16 protein-coding genes and 6 tRNA genes are annotated in these 21,944 nt (G+C 51.7%); 8 read left to right on the top strand and 14 right to left on the bottom strand.

Going from position 1 to position 21,944, the window contains the following annotated elements:
* Positions 1–330: 330 nt before the first annotated feature.
* A complete protein-coding gene (locus L9P87_RS00500; protein WP_237442718.1) occupies positions 331–1,755 on the bottom strand; it encodes a carotenoid oxygenase family protein in 1,425 nt (474 codons plus the stop codon).
* A gap of 239 nt (positions 1,756–1,994) precedes the next feature.
* On the opposite strand from L9P87_RS00500, the gene L9P87_RS00495 reads away from it, so the two are divergent.
* The 3 genes from L9P87_RS00495 to L9P87_RS00485 all read left to right on the top strand — a co-directional run bounded on the left by L9P87_RS00495 (position 1,995) and on the right by L9P87_RS00485 (position 5,607).
* Positions 1,995–2,813 carry a hypothetical protein gene (locus tag L9P87_RS00495; RefSeq protein ID WP_237442717.1) on the top strand — a complete coding sequence of 273 codons (819 nt, stop codon included), beginning with the start codon at positions 1,995–1,997 and terminating at the stop codon, positions 2,811–2,813.
* 2 nt (positions 2,814–2,815) lie between these two features.
* Positions 2,816–3,022, top strand: a complete 207-nt coding sequence (locus L9P87_RS00490) for a hypothetical protein (protein WP_237442716.1) — start codon at positions 2,816–2,818, stop codon at positions 3,020–3,022.
* Between the two features lie 116 nt (positions 3,023–3,138).
* Entirely contained in the window at positions 3,139–5,607 is a 2,469-nt protein-coding gene (locus tag L9P87_RS00485) for a TonB-dependent receptor (protein WP_237442715.1), read from the top strand.
* A 250-nt stretch (positions 5,608–5,857) separates the two neighbouring features.
* Here the strand turns inward: L9P87_RS00485 and L9P87_RS00480 are convergent.
* A tRNA-Leu gene (locus tag L9P87_RS00480) sits at positions 5,858–5,944 on the bottom strand.
* 633 nt (positions 5,945–6,577) lie between these two features.
* On the opposite strand from L9P87_RS00480, the gene L9P87_RS00475 reads away from it, so the two are divergent.
* The 5 genes from L9P87_RS00475 (at position 6,578) to L9P87_RS00455 (ending at position 12,983) form a co-directional block, all read left to right on the top strand.
* The gene (locus L9P87_RS00475) at positions 6,578–7,138 is read left to right on the top strand and encodes a VPLPA-CTERM sorting domain-containing protein (protein WP_237442714.1); all 561 of its coding nucleotides are present in this window, start codon (positions 6,578–6,580) and stop codon (positions 7,136–7,138) included.
* A 164-nt stretch (positions 7,139–7,302) separates the two neighbouring features.
* A complete protein-coding gene (locus L9P87_RS00470; protein ID WP_237444340.1) occupies positions 7,303–8,481 on the top strand; it encodes a helix-turn-helix domain-containing protein in 1,179 nt (392 codons plus the stop codon).
* Between the two features lie 109 nt (positions 8,482–8,590).
* Positions 8,591–9,889, top strand: coding sequence for a hypothetical protein (locus tag L9P87_RS00465; protein ID WP_237442713.1), 1,299 nt, complete (start codon positions 8,591–8,593; stop codon positions 9,887–9,889).
* A gap of 5 nt (positions 9,890–9,894) precedes the next feature.
* The gene (locus L9P87_RS00460; protein WP_237442712.1) at positions 9,895–10,809 is read left to right on the top strand and encodes an alpha/beta fold hydrolase; all 915 of its coding nucleotides are present in this window, start codon (positions 9,895–9,897) and stop codon (positions 10,807–10,809) included.
* Positions 10,810–10,820: 11 nt separating this feature from the next.
* Entirely contained in the window at positions 10,821–12,983 is a 2,163-nt protein-coding gene (locus L9P87_RS00455; RefSeq protein ID WP_237442711.1) for a PQQ-dependent dehydrogenase, methanol/ethanol family, read from the top strand.
* Positions 12,984–13,090: 107 nt separating this feature from the next.
* Here L9P87_RS00455 and L9P87_RS00450 read toward each other — a convergent pair.
* From L9P87_RS00450 to msbA, 12 genes are all read right to left on the bottom strand, one after another.
* Positions 13,091–13,165 (bottom strand) — tRNA-Gly (locus L9P87_RS00450).
* Between the two features lie 69 nt (positions 13,166–13,234).
* Positions 13,235–13,308: transfer RNA gene (locus L9P87_RS00445), tRNA-Cys, on the bottom strand.
* Positions 13,309–13,400: 92 nt separating this feature from the next.
* Positions 13,401–13,475: transfer RNA gene (locus L9P87_RS00440), tRNA-Gly, on the bottom strand.
* A 70-nt stretch (positions 13,476–13,545) separates the two neighbouring features.
* Positions 13,546–13,619: transfer RNA gene (locus tag L9P87_RS00435), tRNA-Cys, on the bottom strand.
* 6 nt (positions 13,620–13,625) lie between these two features.
* Positions 13,626–13,700 (bottom strand) — tRNA-Gly (locus L9P87_RS00430).
* Positions 13,701–13,838: 138 nt separating this feature from the next.
* Positions 13,839–14,390 (bottom strand): CDP-diacylglycerol--glycerol-3-phosphate 3-phosphatidyltransferase, encoded by a 552-nt coding sequence (gene pgsA / locus L9P87_RS00425; RefSeq protein ID WP_237442710.1) that lies wholly within the window; start codon positions 14,388–14,390, stop codon positions 13,839–13,841.
* Between the two features lie 79 nt (positions 14,391–14,469).
* Positions 14,470–16,311 (bottom strand): excinuclease ABC subunit UvrC, encoded by a 1,842-nt coding sequence (gene uvrC, locus L9P87_RS00420; RefSeq protein ID WP_290368488.1) that lies wholly within the window; start codon positions 16,309–16,311, stop codon positions 14,470–14,472.
* Between the two features lie 179 nt (positions 16,312–16,490).
* On the bottom strand, positions 16,491–17,144 hold the full coding sequence (gene uvrY, locus L9P87_RS00415; protein WP_237442709.1) for a UvrY/SirA/GacA family response regulator transcription factor: 654 nt from the start codon (positions 17,142–17,144) through the stop codon (positions 16,491–16,493).
* A 151-nt stretch (positions 17,145–17,295) separates the two neighbouring features.
* Positions 17,296–18,312, bottom strand: a complete 1,017-nt coding sequence (gene murB, locus L9P87_RS00410) for a UDP-N-acetylmuramate dehydrogenase (RefSeq protein WP_237442708.1) — start codon at positions 18,310–18,312, stop codon at positions 17,296–17,298.
* Entirely contained in the window at positions 18,306–19,064 is a 759-nt protein-coding gene (gene kdsB / locus L9P87_RS00405) for a 3-deoxy-manno-octulosonate cytidylyltransferase (RefSeq protein ID WP_237442707.1), read from the bottom strand. The genes murB and kdsB overlap by 7 nt, the downstream gene beginning before the upstream one ends.
* Before the next feature lie 16 nt (positions 19,065–19,080).
* Positions 19,081–20,112, bottom strand: a complete 1,032-nt coding sequence (gene lpxK / locus L9P87_RS00400; RefSeq protein ID WP_237442706.1) for a tetraacyldisaccharide 4'-kinase — start codon at positions 20,110–20,112, stop codon at positions 19,081–19,083.
* Between the two features lie 4 nt (positions 20,113–20,116).
* Positions 20,117–21,931: a lipid A export permease/ATP-binding protein MsbA gene (msbA, locus tag L9P87_RS00395; protein ID WP_237442705.1), complete on the bottom strand. Its 1,815-nt coding sequence runs from the start codon at positions 21,929–21,931 to the stop codon at positions 20,117–20,119.
* Positions 21,932–21,944 lie beyond the last annotated feature (13 nt).

Here is a 21,944-nt window from a genome sequence, read left to right as displayed (position 1 = left end):
TGTTAAAAACCGCTGTAAGTCAATAATCCATAGCGATATTTAGCCCGTGGCTGAGGGCGCGGTTTAGCATCGATAAATACGGACGATGGCAACGACTAAAATACTGCCACCACTTTCCGCTCACCCTTCAACTGGAGAAGCGAAATGATGGTAAAAAGTTTTACTTCCCACAACACGGCGCAGCCTATGCCATCAATTCCTCTCTGTTTGGCTTCTCTATTGGCCCGCTAGACGGTGACATATCGCCGCACAGTGTCTGAATGATTGCCTTGATTCCGGCCATAAAAAAACCTCGCTTAAGCGAGGTTTTTTTATGTTTGCAATAATCAATTATGCTTGGCGCCAGTGACCATGGAAACCTACCGGAATTTGATGAGATAAAAAGGCTGTCGCCACCGGCCCCTTGGTCAAATCCATGGCATCCATAATACACAATTTCGACTTCATCGAATGATTGTCTGTGACGACGGTTAATAGATAGCCATCACCTTCGCCCGCCTGCTCAGACTTCGGTACAAACACCGCCTCTGAAACATAGGCATTACCAAAACCGTAACGTTCAGAGCTGCCATCGTGATGATCATAACGCGCAATCGCATTATAATAGGTATCGCTGCCACCGTCTCGCACACTGCCATCGACAGGCGACAAATAAAAACCATAGCGATAATCAGCCATTTCATAGCGGCTGTCACACAATGGAAACTCAGACTCATAGCTGTCGATTTTGCTGAAAACAGCCGCCGGTGTGTCGGCATTGGTGTCAATCACCCAACGGGTTAAGTAAGGGGGCGACAACTCGCTCATATTGCCGTCAGCATCGGGGAACAAGGGCGCGTGTTCAGACTGACAACAATCGAAAGTAATAACACCATTATGATCAAAGCCATTCATGAAGTGGAAGGCAAACGCTATATCGGCATCGATCCAAGTGATGTTATCAGCACTGCTACCCTGACGGGGAAGAACCCCTATTTTGACCCCTTTTTCTGGTTCCCACGCAAAAGGTGGTTTGCCGACCATGGCGCGCTCCAAGTCCCCGGTGAGAGGGAATATGGCGAACACGATATGATTTTCGGTGACCACAAAATCATGCACCATAGCGGAGTAAGGTGTTGGAATCACAACAGACTCTGTTAAAAGCCCCTCCTTGTTCACTTTATGAACCGCCAAATCTGCTGCAAACGGTCCCGTCGCCATATAGGCAAACAACACCATCTCACCGGTATTAGGGTCCACCTTCGGGTGTGCCGTCATCGCTGTTTGCAATTTGCCGAGGAAATTCCAAGAGCCTTTAGATTCGAGGGTATCCGGGTCTAACTCATAGGGAGGGTGACCTTCCTCCATAATCAATAAACGGTTGCCATGCCAGACAGCGGCGGTATTGGCCGTGCCATCTTTATCGCTAAAGACGAAATCAGAAAATTCAGGGTCACAGTCAAATGGGTTCATCGGGTTTATCGCACTCCGCCCCAGACGACGTTCCGCCTTAAATTTATTGGTTCTCACCCAGCGGTTTAAGTAGTCAACCCTGCCATCCTCTATATGGAAAGCATGCACCATGCCATCGCCGGCAAACAAATGATATTCGTCTGAACGCGGGGCAAACTGAGGACTGGGACCACAGCGATAAAAACTACCCCGAATCTCCCTTGGTATCTCGCCCTCTATCAGCAAGTTTGGGGCATTACACTCCATGCGCAATGGGGTAAAAGCGCCGGTCAAATATTCATGTTCAGGCATTGGTTTCGCCATAATAACCACCTTATTTTTATGTGAACAATGATCGATAATAAGACTTTACTGTCGCTAAGCCTCAGGGTATATATTGAATAAATACCATACGCCGCCCCCAACGAAAAATACAGTCACGTTTGTTTTTATTGCCCCGCTGACCCGCCTTTGTTAGGGTCTATTTAACGTTGGCGATAAACCACAGGGAATACAGCCCTCTTTGTTGCTGTATCTTACTGACAATTAAAGGTATTAAAATCATGACTGGCCCCACCTCTGACACGCAAAAAACTGAAGCCACTATACCCAGTATTGATATCACCGATTACGTTGCGCCGTCAGGGTTTTGGTACCAGTGGGGCACACAGGCGTGGCTGGATATGCTGATGTCCAAATCAATGATTGTGAAGCAGGCCCACCCTATTATCACCCACACTTTCTTACCTATTCTTCGTCTATCGGACGACCCGGAAACCATTGATGCGGGCTGGGCCCAGATTAAAACCAAACGAGAAATTATTCGCTGGTCGGACTCCCCCCGTGAAAAGTGGCGTAAGAGCTATGGCAATTTTGTTCGCGAGGCAGAATGGGCCCTTTTAGAATTGCGCAAGCATTTCAGCCAAAAGCAATATGAAGAGATCGTCGTCGGCACCAGCGTCTCCTTGTCCCATGAGAATTCTGGCAAGTTTTTAGATATGATGAACAGCATGTCAGATAAGTCCAAAGCCAAGGCGAAGAAAAAGCCTAAAGACCCCAACAAACAAAGCGCCATAGAGAAATTCCTGTTTAATAATTTCAACCCCGGCGGCTTTTTAACCGGTCCAGCGGTGATTACCAAAGCCGATATCGCCGGCGGCGAAATGATCATGACGATTCCAGACTGCGGTTGGCACAGTTGCGGTAAACAAGCTGACCTGCCTAACCCTAACGCCCTTCCTGAGGAGGGCTGTCTGCTTATTTGTAAAGGCGCATTTGAAGCCTTGTTCAACGGCCACAATGGCGGTTTAAAAATGGAGTTCGATCCTCACCTGCCGGAAACATCTTGTACTGTTAGGATGTCATGGGACACGGGGCAATAGTCTTGTTTAGCACACTCACCGCATTGCTTCATCGTGAGAAAAAACTGCTCGAGCAGCGACTCGAAATTGCGCAACTACAAAAAAAAATCGCCCAACTGGAAGACAAAAACCAGCGTATGCGCAAGGCAATGCGGCACTGTACAACCTGTGATTACCGCCTTGAAGCCAAAGTGATTCGACGCCAACAGGCTGAGGTTTTGCAACGCTGATAGATTAAAATAATAAAAATACAATCAGTACTGTTTGTTTCTTGTTCGCCGTCAATAGTCCTGTTAGTATCGTATTAAATATACAAAAAATAATAATAAGCTTGGAGTTTCCCAATATGTCCCAAACTAAGACCCATAGCTTGGCGCTGGGAGTCGCAGCGTTACTCAGCCCACTGACTGTGACCGCTCAGGTAGAGCAAACACAATTACAACTTGAAGAAGTCATCGTCACGGCGACTAAGCGTGAGGAAAACCTCTCTGATGTTGCCATGTCAATTAACACCCTCACGGATCAGACCTTGAAGGAAGCCGGCCTGACTAACTTTAATGAAATTGGGGAATACGTACCCAATCTTAAGATTCAGACCGGTAATGACTCCCGCTCAACCTCTGTTCGCATTCGAGGCATTGGCTCTATCGGCTCTAACGCCGGTATTGACCCCAGTGTTGGTATGTTTGTCGATGGTGTCTACATGAGTCGTGCCGGCATGAGCATTAACGACTTGACCGATATACAGCGTGTCGAAGTGCTAAAAGGCCCACAGGGAACTTTATACGGTAAAAATACCGCCGCCGGTGCCATCAGCGTCATCACCAAAAACCCAACAGAAATCGTTGAAGCAGATCTAGAACTAACCGCAGGCAACTACGGCCAGCAAGAGGTTCGCTGGATGGCGAACACGCCTGTGACAGAGAACACAGCGCTACGATTATCAGGCTATCGTGCGGTGAATGACGGCTATGGCGACAACAAAACCCTCAACGAAGACGTCAATGCAACGGACAAATGGGGCGTTCGCGGTAAGTTTTCTTGGAGCTCAGAAACCCTGGGTGAGTTTATCTTGGCCGCCGACTACGCCAAGGAAGACTCTAAGTGTTGTGATCTCAACGTCATCACCTATGACGGGCCCTCATCACTGAACGCAACATGGGACGGTTTAGCCGCGGCTAACCCAGGTACATCGATAGACGGCATTATCCCTGAGCCCCATGAATACTATGGCAACGTCGCCCCCTCCAACGAAGTGCTCAACAAGGGCATGTCTTTGGAGTGGAGCAAAGAGTTAAAAAATGAAATCACTCTTACCTGGCTTAATGCTTATAGACAGTATGAATCAACCAGTGGTTACGATGGCGACCTTTCACCGTTTGATGCCGTCGAAATGGCCGCAGACGTTGGCCTTGACCAGTTCACCTCTGAGTTCCGTATTGCCTCAGCGTCGGGTGAATTCCTCGAATACCAGGCCGGTTTGTTTTATTACCAGCAAGACATGGATACCGATGACACCTTCGACTTACACGCCAATGGCGCCGTCGGCGATGGCGACCCCGGTACACAAGACCCGCTGGCATTCTTTACCGATGGCACCACCAACTACGGCTACAACAATCATCAAACAACCAGCTATTCAGCCTTTGGTCAGATGACGTTAAACCTGACCGAGACCGTCAGCCTGACCGCAGGTCTGCGCTGGAATAAGGAAACCAAAGACCGTGAAGGCTCGCAGATCTCCTGTCCTTTTTATGATATCGCCAGCCTCGGTGGAGCTTCAAACCCACCCGGGGTCAGCTGCCCTCAAAAAGGCCCCTACGATCAGTTAGCACAGGACTACAATGATTGGTACACATCAATTGGCAGTGGATTACCTCCTGTTTTTGTTGATACCCCACCTGTCAGTGGTCCACCAAGCTATCAAAACCAGTCACGAACAACGACCAACTGGACACCCTCTATCAACGTCAAATGGCATGTTACTGATGACGCCATGCTTTATGCCTCATTCAGCAGAGGTTATAAATCAGGAGGCTTTAACCAATTAAGAACCGCCTCTGACACCGTTGGTGAAGTCATTCCCGGTTTCTCTTCGATCTCACTGGATACCAACAACCCCAACAATGAATTTAAAGATGAAGAGTCAACCAACTATGAACTAGGGATGAAATCAACGTGGTTAAATCGCCGTCTGGCATTTAACACCTCTCTCTACTGGACCGATTACGACGAGTTCCAGGCGCAAACCTTCGAAGGCGGTACTGTTCTGGTGCAGAATGCTGGCTCTATGCAAGCAAAGGGTGTTGAGTTTGATATCACCTACTTAGCCCATCAGTATTTAACCGTTGGCTTAAGCTCTGCCTACAACCGAGCCACCTACGGTGACTACAAAAATGCCCCTGCCACCGTACAGCAGATTGTTGATAACGGCATAGGTTACTCGCAAGACTTAACAGGCCAGCAAATTGATAATGCACCCAAGTGGACGGCAAGCAGCTTTGCCCAGTCCGATTTCCCCATTTTTGATACCAGCCTAAATGGCTTTGCCCGCTTAGAATATAACTATACGAGCTCTTACTATTTAGACACCGACCTCGATGACAATTTAATTCAGGATGATGCCGGTATTATCAATGCTCGCCTGGGTATTGCTAACGCGGACGATACATGGGGTATTACTATCTGGGGTAAAAACCTGAGCGATGAAGCCGTCTACGTAATGGGCACTGATCTACCTGTTTACGGTGGCTACATGGGCGCCCTGGCCCCACCAAGAACCTACGGAACAACTTTCCGCTACCACTACCAGTAAAACTCTACATTTCTCTCTAAAAGCCCTGGACGGTCCCTCCCGTTTAGGGCTTTTTTTTATCCCTGTTTTTTCGATTGCAGCACTCACCCTCAGAGCGCTAATCGGCTTGCCCTGCCACCGCAGAACCCCGCGTTGACACCCAAGCCAAGGCACACGACTTATGAGTGACAAAGATCGTCCTGCAATATCAACAGGCATAAAAAAACCCAGTAAATCTTACGATTTACTGGGTTTTTGAATTTGTTCCAAGTGGTGCCCGAGAACGGACTTGAACCGTTACGATCTTACGATCGGGAGATTTTAAGTCTCCTGTGTCTACCAATTCCACCACTCGGGCATCGAGCTTCAAACACACACATGTTTGCTTGGAATGCCGCGTAATATATAGAAACCACATGCCTTGAGCAAGCGAGTTTGTGGATTTTTTTAAGTTATTTTCAATGATCTGGCCAAATCGACCAATAATGCAGCAACAGCCCCGAATTTTCTGGCCATTGCCGCTGCCACAGCTAAATAAAACCTGTACAAGTCTCCGACATCACACCGTGTCACCTCGGAGTGCGACTGCGACAATACGCATGCAAAAAGGGAATAAACGGTACACTATTATACCCGTCAGTAATTTCAGCCTCTGTCTTGATTTTTTGCGCCGTGCAGCTACAAATTATTGTCATAATACGACGGCTGCCACGCACCGATTTGTGACCCCCCTCACAGTTTTCCCCGGGTCGACAATATTTACACTCACCCACTCTGTTGACCTACCAAGTGACCGATTTACTCTGTTCCGCTAGCCCTTAGCCCTATGGCACGGCTTTTGCAATTATCCTCGTCAAGCTAACAAGAGTAGTAAATCGTTAGTCTACAGAGTTAGGGATAATGTAGTTGGAAGTAATAATGGTATACCTCCAGTCCCGAATTAATAAAGAACTAAGCAACAGCGTTATATTGCTGAATTCGAGGGATAATAATGAAAAAAACAACCTTACTAGTGTGCGCAGCAGCGATGACGGCAAGTTCGTTAGCGGGCGCCGCAAGTTTTGATTTCGTCAAGGGTAGCGGTGGTTATCACGACTCCCTGAACTTTGTTGCCAGTGACGGCGTGCTGGGCGTTAACGTCACGCCGGTGAACGGCAGCAAGGTTAGCTGGACAACTCAGGGCTTAGGTCGTGGCACTAACGGCTTCAACTACCTCATGGCCGGTGGTGAAGGTCTGACGTTTAACTTTACCTCTGCTGTTGATATCGGCCAGGTGAATATGGAGTCCTACGGTAGCTCAAACGTCAGCTGGACCGATGCCAACGGCTTGACCGGTAGCATTGGCTCAGTCCAGGGTAAAACCGGCGGTCAGTTGAATACCATCACGCTGAGCAACATCACCAGCATGACGTTTACCGCCAATAACAACTACAGCATGATTGCCGGCTTCGACGATGTCTTTGCGACATCACAGGTACCTGTACCTGCAGCGGCTTGGTTATTTGGCTCTGCGTTAATCGGCCTGGCCGGCATCGCCAAAAAGCGCCGCTAGGCAACAGGATTTATCAGTTAACCGTCATCGTTGCGATGGCGGTTAATCGCCTCTCCTCCTTCCTACCATGGTTATCATTACTGTTTGCTAACAAAGGCGTTGTTTACTGACTGACAGGCAAGTGCTGAAATAGCGGCCTATAACAGTAAGATGATAGTGATTTGATGTTCTCCCTCTCTAATATTGCCCTGCTCGGTGCCTCCCAAGGCTTGATGCTACTACTGGCACTGCTGACGATTAACTTTGGCAACCAACGCGCCAATCGTGTATTGGCGGCATTTATTGGTGTGCTCAGCCTCCGCCTTTTTGTCATCGCCTTCGAATACCTGCCCGAGGGACAATATCTCCCGCACCAGCAACTGTTTTCCCTGCTGCACCTCAGCTACTGCATTGGCCCGCTACTCTATTTTTATGTACGCCTGTTGGTGCAACCGAACTATCAGTTTCACTGGCAGCAGTGGCTGCACTTTGCCCCTGTTTTAATTGCCGCTCTGGCCCTCAGCCCCGGCGGCCCTATTATCGATATCGACACCGCTGATTACGATCGCTACTCGGCATTGCCGGAGTTGATACAAAGTCGCGTAGCCTTGGCCACCATGCCACTGTTTGCCACCTTGGTGATTTATTCCTTGCTGTCGCTGGCCACCCTGCGCCCTTATCAGGCGGCAATTAAAAACCAATTTTCATCGCTGGAGTCGATTAATCTCAACTGGCTGAAAGTGCTGGTGTGGATCTGCCTTGTGACGGCGCTGATCAGTTTGCTAGCACTGTTGCTGCGAGCCATAGGCTTCAACGTTATTGGCCCCCGGGCCTTTTACTCGGTCTTACTCAGCGTCTGTCTGATCTATTATATTGGCCTGATGGGGCTGCGACAGCCCCGGGTCTTCGATCAGGACCAGCGCCAGCCGGCAACAGTGAGCCCCACTGACAACAATCAGTCCAGACCTGATACCGTGACCAAAGAAACCGAAAAATACGCTAAATCCGGCCTCGACCAACAGCGTATTGATACACTCTGGCGCAATCTCGACACCCTGATGATAGAACAGCAGCCTTTCCTGACCGCCGGCATAAAACTGGCCGAGCTGGCCGAGCAATTAGCCACTCGCCCCAACTATTTAAGCCAGGTAATCAACTCCAAGGCGGACGAGAGCTTTTTCGACTATATCAACCGGCACCGCATCGAAGCGGCCTGCGAAATGCTATTAACACAGCCCAACAGCAGCATAGGTGATATTGCACTCAGCACCGGTTTCAACAGCCAAAACGTCTTTAACAACCATTTTAAGAAACGCACAGGGCAAACCCCCAGCCATTATAGAAAAACGCACAAAGCCGCATAAACAAAGGGTCTTAATCTTTAATCGCCTTCACATGCGCTGGTTTAAGTTGCTTAAAACAGGCTATGTTAACCTCACAGATTAAAACAATAAGATTTCTCTTGGGGCGGTTATGATTGACAGAGCGTTTTACTTCGGCCTGATTGGCTTGATGATTTCCAGCAACATCAGCGTCGCCGATACACCACTTGACGGTGAAGCACTGTATCGCGATGTCGAACACTTTGCCGGCCTCGGCGAACACCGTACCGGCAGTCAGCAGGATATAGACACCAGCCAGTGGCTGGCCGACTCGCTGACAGACGCAGGCTTTGCCGTGCAGCAGCAACCCTTCGCACTGCAGCAGTTTTTTCCCGAGCAACAGCAACTGACTATTGGCAAGCAACACATTGCCGTCTTCCCGCACTGGTTCCCGCAACCGACCAGGGGCAAACTGTCCGCCACCATAGTGCCGATGAGTGACGATGATTTAAACGGCCATATTGCCTATCTTTCGCCACAGCAAGCTGGCCAATGGTACCGCCTGCAACCGGCGGAGCTCGCCAAGGCCGCGGCAGAAAAAGGCGCCCTGGCCCTGATTATCAGCCCCGACCATCCCTCCGGTGAAATATACGCCACCAATGCCAACGCTGAGAGCCGACAAACACCGACAGCCATACCAACGGTGATTACCGCGCTGGCTGATGCCACCACCATCGAACAGGCCATCGCTGCAAAAACAACGGTTGAGCTGATCAGCACCGGCAGCCGCCGCGCCACCACCGCCTACAATGTCATTGGTCGCTACCCGGCAACACCCATAGCCGACGCCCCCTGGGCCGTTATTTCAACGCCTACCAGCGGCTGGTTTCAAACCGCCGGCGAGCGCGGCAGCGGTGTCGCTCTGTGGCTGGGCATGGCGCGCTACGCCAGCCAGCAGCCCCAGCATATTAACTGGTTATTTATTGCCAACAGCGGCCATGAACTGGACTTTATGGGCACAGAACACAGCCTTGCCCTGGCGCCACCAGCTGAGCAGGTTTCACTGTGGCTTCACCTCGGCGCCTCCATCGGTGCCCGCCAGTGGCAGCAAGACGGTGACCAGCTGACGCCGCTGAACACCGTCCATCAATACAACCACCTCTACGCCGACAGCGCTGTGATGGCCCTTACTCAGCAGAGCTTTGCCGACGTGCCCGACCTCGATATTCTTCCGGCCAGCCAGTTAAACCGCGGCCACTCCGAACTTGGCTCCATCATTAATCTCGGTTACAAGGCCAGCGGCTTTGTTGGCAGTCATCGATTTTTTCACAGCCCCGGCGACACCCCCAAAGTCACCTCAACCGAACTGTTAGCCCCCTATGGCCACGCCGCTGAAAAGCTGATCCAGCAACTGAATCAATCGCCACTCTTACCCTCTACAACAAAGTGATTACCATGCTGAAAAAAATACTCCTGTCACTGGCGATTCTAATTGCCGTCTTCACCGGTCTTATCATCTATGCACTGCAAGACAACCCCGCCCGAGCGACGATTGGCGAGGCTCGATACGCCGACCACAATGGTTTTCAACTGCAGTATTTTGTCAGCGGTGACGACCGTGCTGGGACGGTTATTCTGCAGGCCAGCTACGCCCGCTCCGGCTCCGATTTCAACGAACTCGTCGGCGACTTAAACAAGGCCGGCTACCGCACACTGATTATGCAGGCCAGAGGCATCGATGGCTCGGAGCTGCCATCACTGCAGGCGACGCTGTTTGACTATGCCGATGATTTGGCCGTCATTCTCGAACAAGAGCAACTGACACAGCCGATGACCTTGATCGGCCACGCCTACGGCAACCGCGTCGCCCGCGCCTTTGCCAGCCGCTACCCACAACAGGCAAAATCATTAGTCTTGCTGGCCGCCGGTGACGATGCGCCGCCGCCAGAAACCCGCAATGCCATCTTCAAAATTCTACTCAACGTGGTTCCCGACAGCAGCCGTATCGAAGCCTTAGAACTGGCCTTTTTCGCCCCGATGAATCCACCGGTCGACTACTGGATTCGCGGCTGGTATCCCAAGGCAGGCCTGGCCCAGGGTAACGCCACCGCAACCACACCAGCTGAACAGTGGATCGATGGTGGCAGCGCCTCCATTCTCATCCTACAACCACGCTTTGACGCCGCCGCCGCCGAGGGAGCGGCGAAGTTAAAACGTCTACACCCTGAGCGTGTCACCGTTGTTGAACTCGACACCGCAGGCCACGCCATCTTGCCGGAACAGCCAGACGAAGTCAGCCGTCTCGTACTCGGTCACCTGGCAAAGTATCAGACAACCGTCATCAGCCAATCGACACAGTCACAACAATAACCGGAGCCGTCATGCAGCTATTGAAACTTAGCGCCGGGCTACTACTCGGCGCCATTACCCTAGCCAGCTTTGCCGCCGGTAATATTGACCAGCAGCGGGCTGAGAGTGCCGATACTGATCAAAACAACTGGCTATTACATGGCCGTGACTATGCCGAACAGCGCCATAGCCCGCTGACACAGATCAACGCCGACAGCATTGATGACTTAGCCCTGGTCTGGTCCTTCGATGACATCACCAACCGCGCCTTAGAAGCCACACCGATTGTGGTCGATGGCGTGATGTACCTCAGTGGTACCTGGAGCATGGTCTACGCCCTCGACGCCAAGAGCGGTGAGCTACTGTGGCAATACGACCCAAAGGTACCAAAGGAAATGGCCATCAAGGCTTGCTGTGACGTGGTTAACCGCGGCGTCGCCGTCTGGGATGGCAAGGTCTATATCGGCAGCCTCGATGGCCGCCTGATCGCCATCGATGCCGCCACTGGCGAGGAGCGCTGGCAGACTGTCACCGTCGACCAGGGCAAGCCCTATACCATTACCGGCGCGCCACGGGTGGTTAAGGGTAAGGTACTAATCGGTAACGGCGGCGCCGAGTACGGCGTGCGCGGTTATATCACCGCCTATGATGCCGACAGCGGCAAGCAGGCCTGGCGCTTCTATACCGTGCCTGGCAACCCAGAGCTCGGTTTCGAAAACGCCGCCATGGCGATGGCCGCAGAGACCTGGAATGGCGAGTGGTGGCAGCTCGGTGGTGGCGGTACGGCTTGGGATCATATGGCCTACGATGCCGAACTCGACCTGGTCTATATCGGTGTCGGTAACGGCTCACCGTGGAACCGTCGACTGCGCAGCCCCGGTGGCGGCGATAATTTATTCCTCAGCTCTATTGTGGCAGTCAGACCCGACTCCGGCGAATACGTCTGGCACTATCAGGTCGTCCCCGCCGAAAGCTGGGATTATACCGCCACCCAACACATGGTATTAGCCGACATTGAATGGCAGGGCGAGGAGCGCAAGGTGCTGATGCAAGCACCGAAAAGTGGCTTCTTCATGATTATCGACCGCATCACCGGCGAGTATCTCTCCGCCGAACCCTTTGCTGAGGTGACCTGGGCCAGCCACTATGACGATAATGGTCGCCCCGTCGAAAACCCTGGTCAGGATTACGCTGAGGGTAGCGCCGCAGTCAAGCCCTCCAGTGGCGGCGCTCACAACTGGCAGCCAATGGCCTACAACCCAGAACACCGATTGATGTACATCCCAAAGATGGAGGCGACCTTCGTCTACAGTAACCCCAAGTCATTTACTCCTAGGCCCGGCCAACGTAATCAGGGTATCGACCGCGACGATGCGCCACCTGGGGATGAATTGCTACACCGCGAAATATCCAAGCGCATCGCCAGCGGGCACTTGCTGGCCTGGGATGTCGAGAAGCAACAGGCCGCCTGGCAAATCGATCTGCCAACGCCGTGGAACGGCGGCGTGCTGTCGACCGCAGGCAATATCGTCTTTCAGGGCAACGGCGACCGACGCCTGGTAGCCTACGATGCCACCACCGGTAACACCTTGTGGCAGGCAGAGACCCAATCCCCAATCCTCGCCGCGCCGATCAGCTATCAAATTGATGGCGAGCAATATATTACCGTCGCCGCCGGTGGTGGCGGTGCCTTCGGCCTGATGTCCGGCGTCAAGCCGCCACAGGGGCCGAAGAAGAGCCGCTTCCTAACCTATAAGCTCGGTGGCCAACACCAACTGCCACCCATAGCCAAGGCGGAGTCCATTCCCGTGCCACCACCCCGTACCGATGCCAGTGCCGGCCAACTCAAACGCGGCAGTGTGCTGTTCTCCAACAACTGCAGTTACTGCCACGGCGTCGGCGCCATCAGCGGCGGCAGCTTGCCCGATCTGCGTCGCATGCAGCCGTCGACTCATCAGTTCTTTGAGCAAATAGTCCACGGCGGCGCCTTTGCCACCATGGGCATGCCCCGCTTTGGGGAGCAGCTGAGCAAGGAAGAGGTTAATGATATTCATGCCTACCTGATCGACAAAGCCAATCAAGACCATGAACTGAGAAACAATCACCCCTGGATAGTGGCGATCAAACAGTGGTTTTACAGCCTCTTTGCCTGGGCCATTGCCACCTTCCTCGGCGCTTCTTCTTCGTCGGCCTAGTCCGATGCGACCACCTGTCAGGCCGGGCTGCTCCGGCCTAACGCGATGGCGCCAATCCCTTTATGTCAGGCAAAAAAAAACCAGCACTAGGCTGGTTTTTTAGAATTTGGAGCGGGAAACGAGATTCGAACTCGCGACCCTCACGTTGGCAACGTGATGCTCTACCACTGAGCTATTCCCGCTAAATTGTTCATCTTTTATTCGATACTGCTGTTTATCACAGTCTCAATTAATATCTTGCAAGATAATAATGGAGGCTCGAAGCGGAATCGAACCGCTGTTGACGGATTTGCAATCCGCTGCATCACCACTCTGCCATCGAGCCATCGATACAGCCAGCTAATAAGCCGCCTAAGATGGAACCGTAATTAGGGTCTACCGACCACGGTTAAAGTCCGTCGACCTGATTTAAAGAGTTGGAGCGGGAAACGAGATTCGAACTCGCGACCCTCACGTTGGCAACGTGATGCTCTACCACTGAGCTATTCCCGCACAAAATAGTTAAATCTGCATTTTACTGTCTGCCGACCCCTCCACCCTATTTCTCATCGAGAAATAATAATGGAGGCTCGAAGCGGAATCGAACCGCTGTTGACGGATTTGCAATCCGCTGCATCACCACTCTGCCATCGAGCCTTTGTTTGGAGCGGGAAACGAGATTCGAACTCGCGACCCTCACGTTGGCAACGTGATGCTCTACCACTGAGCTATTCCCGCCTAAACAAATACGTTCCCTTGAACGCGGGGTGTATTCTAGTGATTGGGGCTTTAGAGTCAAGCGTCATCGTAACATTTATAAAGAAAATAACGATATGACGCTGCTTTGCAAGCAACTTGCCGATTATTTAACCGATCTTAGCTTTTACGTAACGACGGCATTGCCGCCTTGAGGTATTGCACCATCGACCACAGGGTTAACGCCGCCGCTAAATAGAGTGCACAGTAACCAACACCTAGAAGAAAATCGTTATCGACAGAGCCAAAAGCTAACAAGACGGTAATCGAAAACATCTGCATTGCTGTCTTCACCTTGCCGATATAACTGACCGCCACACTGGCCCGCTCACCGAGCTCAGCCATCCACTCGCGCAGCGCCGAGATAACAATCTCACGACCGATAATAATCATTGCCGGCAGGGTAAACCAAAAGGTGGTCTGTTCTTCGGTTAACAATACCAGGGCAATGGCCACCATTAACTTATCTGCCACAGGGTCGAGAAAGGCCCCCAATGGCGTCGATTGATCGAGTTTGCGGGCAAGATAACCATCCAACCAATCGGTGCCAGCCGCCACCATAAAAATGATCGCCGAGGCGAGATGTGCATGCTGCCAAGGCAGATAGAAAACAACGGCGATAACCGGGATCAGCGCGATGCGAAACAACGTTAAAATATTTGGTATATTCATTTACAGCCCAAGTCACTCACAGGTGGTGTCAGCTAATTAACTTTACGCGGCTACTATGCCACAAATAATCAGCAAATCATTACTCATTATGCAGTGCAGCATATATATCTGCCGCTAATTTTTCACTAATTCCTTCTACTTTTGCCAATGATTCGACGCTGGCCGAGGATATTTTCTGCAGACCGCCAAAATGGCGCAGAAGTTCACGCCGCCTTTTCGGTCCCACGCCGGCAATGGTTTCCAGCGTCGAGGTCTTACGCGTCTTATCTCTGCGCTGACGATGACCAGTAATAGCAAAACGGTGAGCCTCGTCCCGGACATGCTGAATCAACAGTAAAGCCAGGTGATCGGAGCGCAGTACCAGGTTTCGTTGCTCACGGCCAATAAAGAGCTGTTCAAAACCCGGTTTACGTGTCACCCCCTTGGCCACACCCACCAGCAGCACGTCATCAATACCCAGCTCATCCATCACCTGCTGCGCCTTGTTCAACTGCCCCTTGCCGCCGTCAATAAGCAACACATCGGGCATCTTACCCTCGCCCTGCTGCAATCGCTTAAAACGACGACTCAACGCCTGTTCCATGGCCGCATAATCGTCGCCAGCGGTGACGTCTTTGATGTTAAAAATACGGTAGTCGGATTTCAGTGGCCCGTTTTGATCGAATACCACGCAGGAGGCCACTGTCGACTCACCAGAGCTGTGGCTGATATCGAAACACTCTAAGCGCTCTGGCATATCGGCCAGTGACAGTGCCTGCTGCACAGCCTCAAAACGCTGGTAGGTGTGTTGTTTATCGGCGATACGCCCGGCCACATTGGTTTCCGCCGTGTTGGCCGCCAAGCGCAACCAGCGGGCGCGGTTGGCACGGACCTTGTCATTGATCACCACCTTTCTACCCGATTGCTGTGTCAGTGCCGCGGCGATGACCGCACTGTCTTCGGGGGCTGCATTCACCAATATTTCTCTCGGCACCTCACGGGCACTGCTGGCCAAATAAAATTGCGGTAAGAATGCCGATAACACTTCCGCCGCCGTCGGCACCAATCGCATTTTAGGAAAATAACTCTTGCTGCCTAATATCCGCCCCGCCCTGACGTAAATCACCTGCACACAGGCGATATTACCCTTGACCACACAGGCGGCAATATCCAAGTCGCCACTTTCTCCATCGACGTATTGCTTTTCTTGGATGGTGCGCAACGCCACTATTTTATCCCGCAGTGCTGCCGCTTGCTCAAACTCAAGCGCCGTTGATGCCGCCTCCATCTCGTCGGCCAACTGCTTGAGCAACTCGGTATTCTTGCCCCTTAGAAATAGCTTGGCCTGGTCGACACTGTGCTGGTAATCCGCCTCACTGATCAGGTCAACACAGGGCGCCGAACAGCGCTTAATCTGATACTGCAAACAGGCGCGGCTGCGATTTTTAAAGACGCTATCCTGACAGGGGCGTAGTAAAAAAGTACGCTGCAAAAACTGCAGGCTCTCCCGCACCGCTCCAGAGTTAGGGTAAGGCCCAAAATATTCACCGGCACCGGTTTTCTGGCCGCGGTAAAAAGAAATCCGTGGCGAAGCATGCTTACTGAGTAAGATATACGGGTAGGTCTTGCCATCACGAAGCAAAATATTATACGGCGGCAAGTGGGTCTTGATCAGGCTTTGCTCGAGCAACAAGGCCTCGGTTTCACTGGCGGTGACAGTGACCTCAACACGGCAAATACGAGCCACCAAGGCCATCGTCTTGGTGGTGAGTCCGGTGGCGCGAAAATAACTGGCAACACGGCGCTTTAGATTCTTTGCCTTGCCAACATAAAGTACCGCTCCATCAGCACCAAACATCTGATAGACACCGGGTTTTTGCGTCAGATCTGCCAGATAGGTTTTATAATCAAAGCTGAAGTCATGACCGGTGGGGTCGGTCAACGGTTGATCAAGCTCGTTGCTGCCGAGCTTGGCCTTGGGTTGATTCTTTTGCGTCGGAGTTTGGCTATCGTCAGTCACAGGCACTACTTTTTGGCATCATAATTAGCCCATCATAACGCGCGGGCAGACCGCCGACCAAGGGATAAAAGTGTTAACACAAGATCACGCTGCTGCACGATTTAACTTTCTTGCACACCCACTTCAACCATGCCATGACGAATAGCTAACAGAGTCAGCTCCACATCGCTGCTGATATCGAGTTTCTCGAACACGCGATAGCGGTAACTATTCACTGTTTTAGGGCTGAGGTGCAGGGTTTCAGAGATATAGGCGACCTTATGACAATTGACAATCATCATACAGATTTGCAATTCACGCTCTGACAGTGCCTCAAAAGGGCTGTCGAGGTTATCGTTACCAAACGATTTTAACGCCAGCTGTTGCGCAACCGAAGGGCTGAGATAGCGCTGACCAATGCGTACCGCTCTGATTGCCTGAATGATTTCGCTGATATCGGCTCCCTTGCTGACAAAGCCAGAGGCGCCGGCCTTGAGTAGCCGAGAGGGAAAGGGGTCATCTTCACAGGCACTGACGGCAATGACCTTGGTATCCGGCGACAAACGGACTAATTTCTTGGTCGCCTCTAGACCACCAATACCTGGCATACGGACATCCATCAGCACAACATCAACAGCTTGTTCACGGCACTGACTGATGGCACTCTCGCCACAATTAGCCTCGGCAACAACGGTAATATCGTCGATGTCTTGCAACATACGAACAATACCGTTACGTACTAAGTCATGATCATCTGCAACCAATACTTTTATCAATTTATGCCCCTAAAACTAGCAAAAATAACTTTTCTATTTTTTTTGTGGTTGTCCCATTTACCGACATACGCTGTGAGACTTAGCGCACAAATATACTCTATCACCTCTTCACCAAAAGGAACAAGCCCCTTAAATTAACTAGTGGCCAACACTACCCCAGCCATCTTGGCTCCACCTCGAGACTCAAACCGTAACGTTTTTGACTGTCGGCCTTCACCTGCTCCACAAGGGCAACAACATCAGCCAAAGTAGCGCCGCCGTTATTGACCAATACCAACGCCTGCTCTTTATGCATAGCCACCGGTCCCAGTGAGCGTCCTCGCCAACCGGCCTGATCGATCAACCAACCGGCCGCTAATTTGACATTGTCATCAGCCTGAACATATCCCACTAACTGTGGAAATTCGGCCCGCAACTGTTGATATTGACTGGCGCTGACCACCGGATTCTTAAAGAAACTACCCGCATTGGCCAAAATCGCCGGGTTTGGTAGCTTACGACTGCGTACTGCCACCACCGCATCAAAAACGTCATTTGCCGTTATCTCATCGGCCGGGAGAGTCAATTGTTGCTGCAGCGCCTGATAACCATAACGTGGTTTATCCTGCATCGATAATGAGAGTGTGATATCGACAATAATCAATTCTCTCAGCTGTTGCTTAAAAATGCTTTCTCGGTACGACAACTGACACTGCTCTGCCGACATGACCTCCAGCTGCAGCGTCTGGGGATTAAACACTGTTACTGAGAGCAAGAAATCGCTGAGTTCACGGCCGTAGGCACCGATATTCTGCACTGGGGCAGCACCGGCACACCCCGGTATCAGCGCTAGATTCTCCAAACCATAACAGTGGTTTTCAAGGCAGTAGCACACGGCTTCATGCCAGCTTTCACCCGCCCCTAAGGTGACGACAGCCTGCTGCAGCTGTGGTTCGAATGCAATTTGACGATGCTGAATACGCATCAGCACCACCACCGCATCGATGACCGGAGCCAAGATCGCATTACTGCCCTCACCCAATACAATAACCGGCAGTGAATGCTTGTTGGCAAGGGCAATGACCTGAGGTAACTGACTCGAATGGCTGACCTCTACGCAGAACTTAGCCGTACTCGGCAGCCCCAAGGTATTGTAGAGCTGCAGTGAGAATTGTTGCTCGACTAGCATTGTTGCGCCACGACGATATCGATTACCCGCTGCAAATCTTCGGCGGTATCGACACCGGCGGGCGGAAGTTCACAGGCCTGTTCGACATGTATTTTCCGGCCCTGCCACATCGCCCGCAACTGCTCCAGCTTCTCGCTGGCCTCCAGCGGGCTTATCGGCCATTGCACGAAGTCATTGAGAAAGCGGCTGCGATAGCCATAGATGCCGATATGTCGCTGTGCCGTCATTGACGACGGCAGTTCACCCCGATTCTCATCGCGGGGAAAAGGTATCGGGGCTCGACTGAAATACAGTGCCAAGCCATTGATATCGGCAATGACCTTGACGCAGTTAGGGTCGTAGAATTCCGTTGCATGCTCGATTCGATTAGACAGCGTCGACATATCGGCGACGGGGTTGGCCGCCAAATTGGCCGCCACCTGATTAATCACTGTCGGCGGCACCAAAGGCTCGTCGCCTTGCACGTTCACCACAATGTCATTCTCTGCCAGCGACAACTGTGCCGCCGCCTCTTGCAGCCTGTCAGTGCCTGACTCATGATCGCTGCGAGTCATACACACCTCGGCTCCGAAACTCTTTGCCGCCGCGGCAATGCGCTCGTCATCGGTGGCAATCACGACTTTTTTGGCCTCACTCAAACAGGCTTGGCGATAGACCCGCTCAATCATTGTCTGGCCAGCGATGTCTTTTAGCGGCTTGCCCGGTAGTCGAGTGGACCCATATCGGGCGGGTATGATGACAGTAAAACTCATGGCAAAACTCTTTTGGCTATTGGGCACTAGTAAGTGAGGTAATACGATTTATAGCATCGATTAGCTGCCGATCAAACGATGGCGGGAATATCGCTTCTATTGGTATATACCAACAGCGGCGATCGGCGAAATCACGGCATTTTACCGCATCTTTCTCCGTCATCACGATGACGGGCTCGTGCTTATCGGCTAAGTCTTGGGCACTATAGGCATAATGATCGGCATAGCCGGTATTTGTGGTCGACAACCCCAGCGTGGTTAACATGCTGAAAAAACGTTGTGGATGACCTATACCGGCAATGGCAGCAATGTCGCCAAGCTCGGCCAGTGTCTTGACACCCCGGCGGCTGTGATCGAAGCAATTAATGGCATCACCCGGCTGCAGGGTAAACACCGCTTGCGCCACGCCATTGGCAGCAGTCGGCAACGTCGCCTCAGTACTATTGTGTAGAATGAAATCAACATCGGCCAGCCTCTCCACAGGCTCTCGCAACGGACCCGCCGGCAGGCACAGCTGATTCCCTAATCCGCGATGGCCATCGACGACGACAATATCTAGATCTCGCGCCATGGCAAAATGCTGCAAGCCATCATCGCTGATGACAATGTCGCAGTCGGTTTGTGACAGCAACGCGCTAATCGCCTGCGTTCGATTAGGGTCGACAACAACCGGGCAGCCGGTGCGGCTGGCAATCAGCAGCGGCTCATCGCCGGCCTCGCTGCCGAGACTATCGGCAGTCACCCGCATCGGGTAATGCCCGGCCTTGCCGCCATATCCCCGAGAAACCACACCAGGAGTGAAACCCTGACGGCGCAATAATTCGATCAGATAAATAACCACTGGGGTTTTACCCGTGCCGCCGACGGTAATATTACCCACCACGATGACAGGGCATCGGGGCTTATCCTGGGCTGCAGGGTTGGCGGTAAAATCGCGGTAACGGCGACGGGCAACGGTTTTTACCACCGCCGCCAAGGGCTTGAGCAGTCGCACCGACCAATCGTCGACAGACTCTGGCTGATACCAGCGGTCCTGTAGACGAGCCATTCAATCAGCCCTCATCGAAGCGGCGGTCGTACAACTGAGCATAGCGTTTATTTTGTGCCATCAAATCCGCGTGAGAGCCCTGTTCGACAATTTCACCCTCCTCCATGACCACAATCACATCGGCTTGCTCAATGGTTGATAAACGGTGAGCAATAACCAGCGTCGTTCGATTCGCCATCACGGCTTCCATCGCTTGCTGAATATGGTTTTCGGCCTTGTTATCCAATGAAGCCGTGGCCTCATCAAATACCAGGATCGGTGCATCTTTAACAATGGCCCGAGCAATGGCAATACGCTGTTTTTGACCACCGGAAAGCAGTGTTCCATCCTCGCCGACCGGGGTTTGCAGCCCCTTATCCAAACGGGCAATAAATTCATTGGCGTGGGCCGTCTCTGCTGCGCGATGAATGTCATCAGCCTCAACTGTCGGATTACCATAGGCAATATTGTTGTAGATAGTATCGTTAAACAGCGTCGCACTCTGATTGACAATGGCAATCTGACGGCGCAAATTGACCAGAGAGTATTCGGTGACATCGACGCCATCAAGTAATAACTGACCACGATCGTGATCGTAAAAACGTGCCAACAAACTGATCAACGTCGATTTCCCACTGCCCGACAGACCAACTAATGCCACTGTCTGCCCCGGTTCGATGGTCAGATTGATATTCTTGATCACGTCTTGGTCGCTGTTGCGGTAAGCAAAGGATAGGTTCTTAAACTCGATCTTACCCTGTACCCGATCGACGCTGTAATCGCCACTGTCGACCTCGACATCACTGTCGATGAATTCATATAAATCGTCGCAGGCCGCCAGGCCCTTTTGTATCTGACTGTAAACTTCTGTCAACTGACGAATAGGTTTGGCCAGCATGCCGGCAGCGCCAATATAGGCCACAAAATCACCGGCGGTGCCGGTGTCAAACATGCCCAGCGCCATCCATACAATCACCGCCATGGCACACCACAGCATGACCTGGACTATCGGCGACGAGGCGGCGCTGAACAACGACATTTTCAGCGATTGGGTCATATTATGATGGCTGGCCGAGCGAAAACGCGCCTCTTCTTTTTCTTTCTCACCATAAAGCCGTACTTCTTTATAGCCATTGATAGTCTCGGTACAGACCTCGGTAATGCCACCGACCGAGTCTTGAATACGACGGCTGTATTTGCGCAAGCGCTTGCCTATATAGCCAATAAAAATCCCTAACATCGGCGCAACCGCGAGGAATATCAAGGACAGTTGCCAGTTGATATGGAAGATATAGGCCAGCAAGCCAATAACAAACAAACCTTCGCGCACCACGGTTTTAATCGATTCGGTGGCTGCCGTTGTCACCTGACTGGTATGGTAGGTCACCTTGGTAATCATCTGACCACTGGAATGCTCGTCGTAGTAATGCGACGGCACGACCAACATCTTGTTGAACACCTGCATTCGAATACGATGGACAATATTGAGCGAGACGAAGGAAAGCCAATAGTTACCGAGGAAAAAACCGAGGCCACGCATGACAGCCAATGGGATGGCGACACCGGCAACAATCATATTTTTCTGGTTGGCGGTTAATTCGGCGGCATCAAACATCCGCTCGTAGAGTTGGCTGATCAAGCCTTTTTCAGACATGCCCGAGCCGCCGAGGCTGTCAATAATAAAACCGGTCCAGTCTGCCACTAATACTTGAGAGGATGAATAAAGGAGATAGCCAAAAATACTGACAATAAAGGGCAGTTTTAAACTGCCTAAGTTGCTTAACAAGCGACCGTAGGTGGCCCAGTCGCTGGTTTTCTTGTTTGCTTGTTTGCTCGACATGTTAACTTACTAT

The organism is Sinobacterium norvegicum, from assembly GCF_923077115.1.
Lineage (GTDB): Bacteria > Pseudomonadota > Gammaproteobacteria > Pseudomonadales > Sinobacteriaceae > Sinobacterium > Sinobacterium norvegicum.
This window is presented reverse-complemented; position numbering and strand designations above follow the sequence as displayed.

Coding starts and splice junctions, on each gene's coding strand:
- L9P87_RS00500 (WP_237442718.1), bottom strand. CDS start 1,755: ATGGCGAAACCAATGCCTGAACATGAATATTTGACCGGCGCTTTTACC.
- L9P87_RS00495 (WP_237442717.1), top strand. CDS start 1,995: ATGACTGGCCCCACCTCTGACACGCAAAAAACTGAAGCCACTATACCC.
- L9P87_RS00485 (WP_237442715.1), top strand. CDS start 3,139: ATGTCCCAAACTAAGACCCATAGCTTGGCGCTGGGAGTCGCAGCGTTA.
- L9P87_RS00475 (WP_237442714.1), top strand. CDS start 6,578: ATGAAAAAAACAACCTTACTAGTGTGCGCAGCAGCGATGACGGCAAGT.
- L9P87_RS00470 (WP_237444340.1), top strand. CDS start 7,303: ATGTTCTCCCTCTCTAATATTGCCCTGCTCGGTGCCTCCCAAGGCTTG.
- L9P87_RS00465 (WP_237442713.1), top strand. CDS start 8,591: ATGATTGACAGAGCGTTTTACTTCGGCCTGATTGGCTTGATGATTTCC.
- L9P87_RS00460 (WP_237442712.1), top strand. CDS start 9,895: ATGCTGAAAAAAATACTCCTGTCACTGGCGATTCTAATTGCCGTCTTC.
- L9P87_RS00455 (WP_237442711.1), top strand. CDS start 10,821: ATGCAGCTATTGAAACTTAGCGCCGGGCTACTACTCGGCGCCATTACC.
- pgsA (WP_237442710.1), bottom strand. CDS start 14,390: ATGAATATACCAAATATTTTAACGTTGTTTCGCATCGCGCTGATCCCG.
- murB (WP_237442708.1), bottom strand. CDS start 18,312: ATGCTAGTCGAGCAACAATTCTCACTGCAGCTCTACAATACCTTGGGG.
- kdsB (WP_237442707.1), bottom strand. CDS start 19,064: ATGAGTTTTACTGTCATCATACCCGCCCGATATGGGTCCACTCGACTA.
- lpxK (WP_237442706.1), bottom strand. CDS start 20,112: ATGGCTCGTCTACAGGACCGCTGGTATCAGCCAGAGTCTGTCGACGAT.
- msbA (WP_237442705.1), bottom strand. CDS start 21,931: ATGTCGAGCAAACAAGCAAACAAGAAAACCAGCGACTGGGCCACCTAC.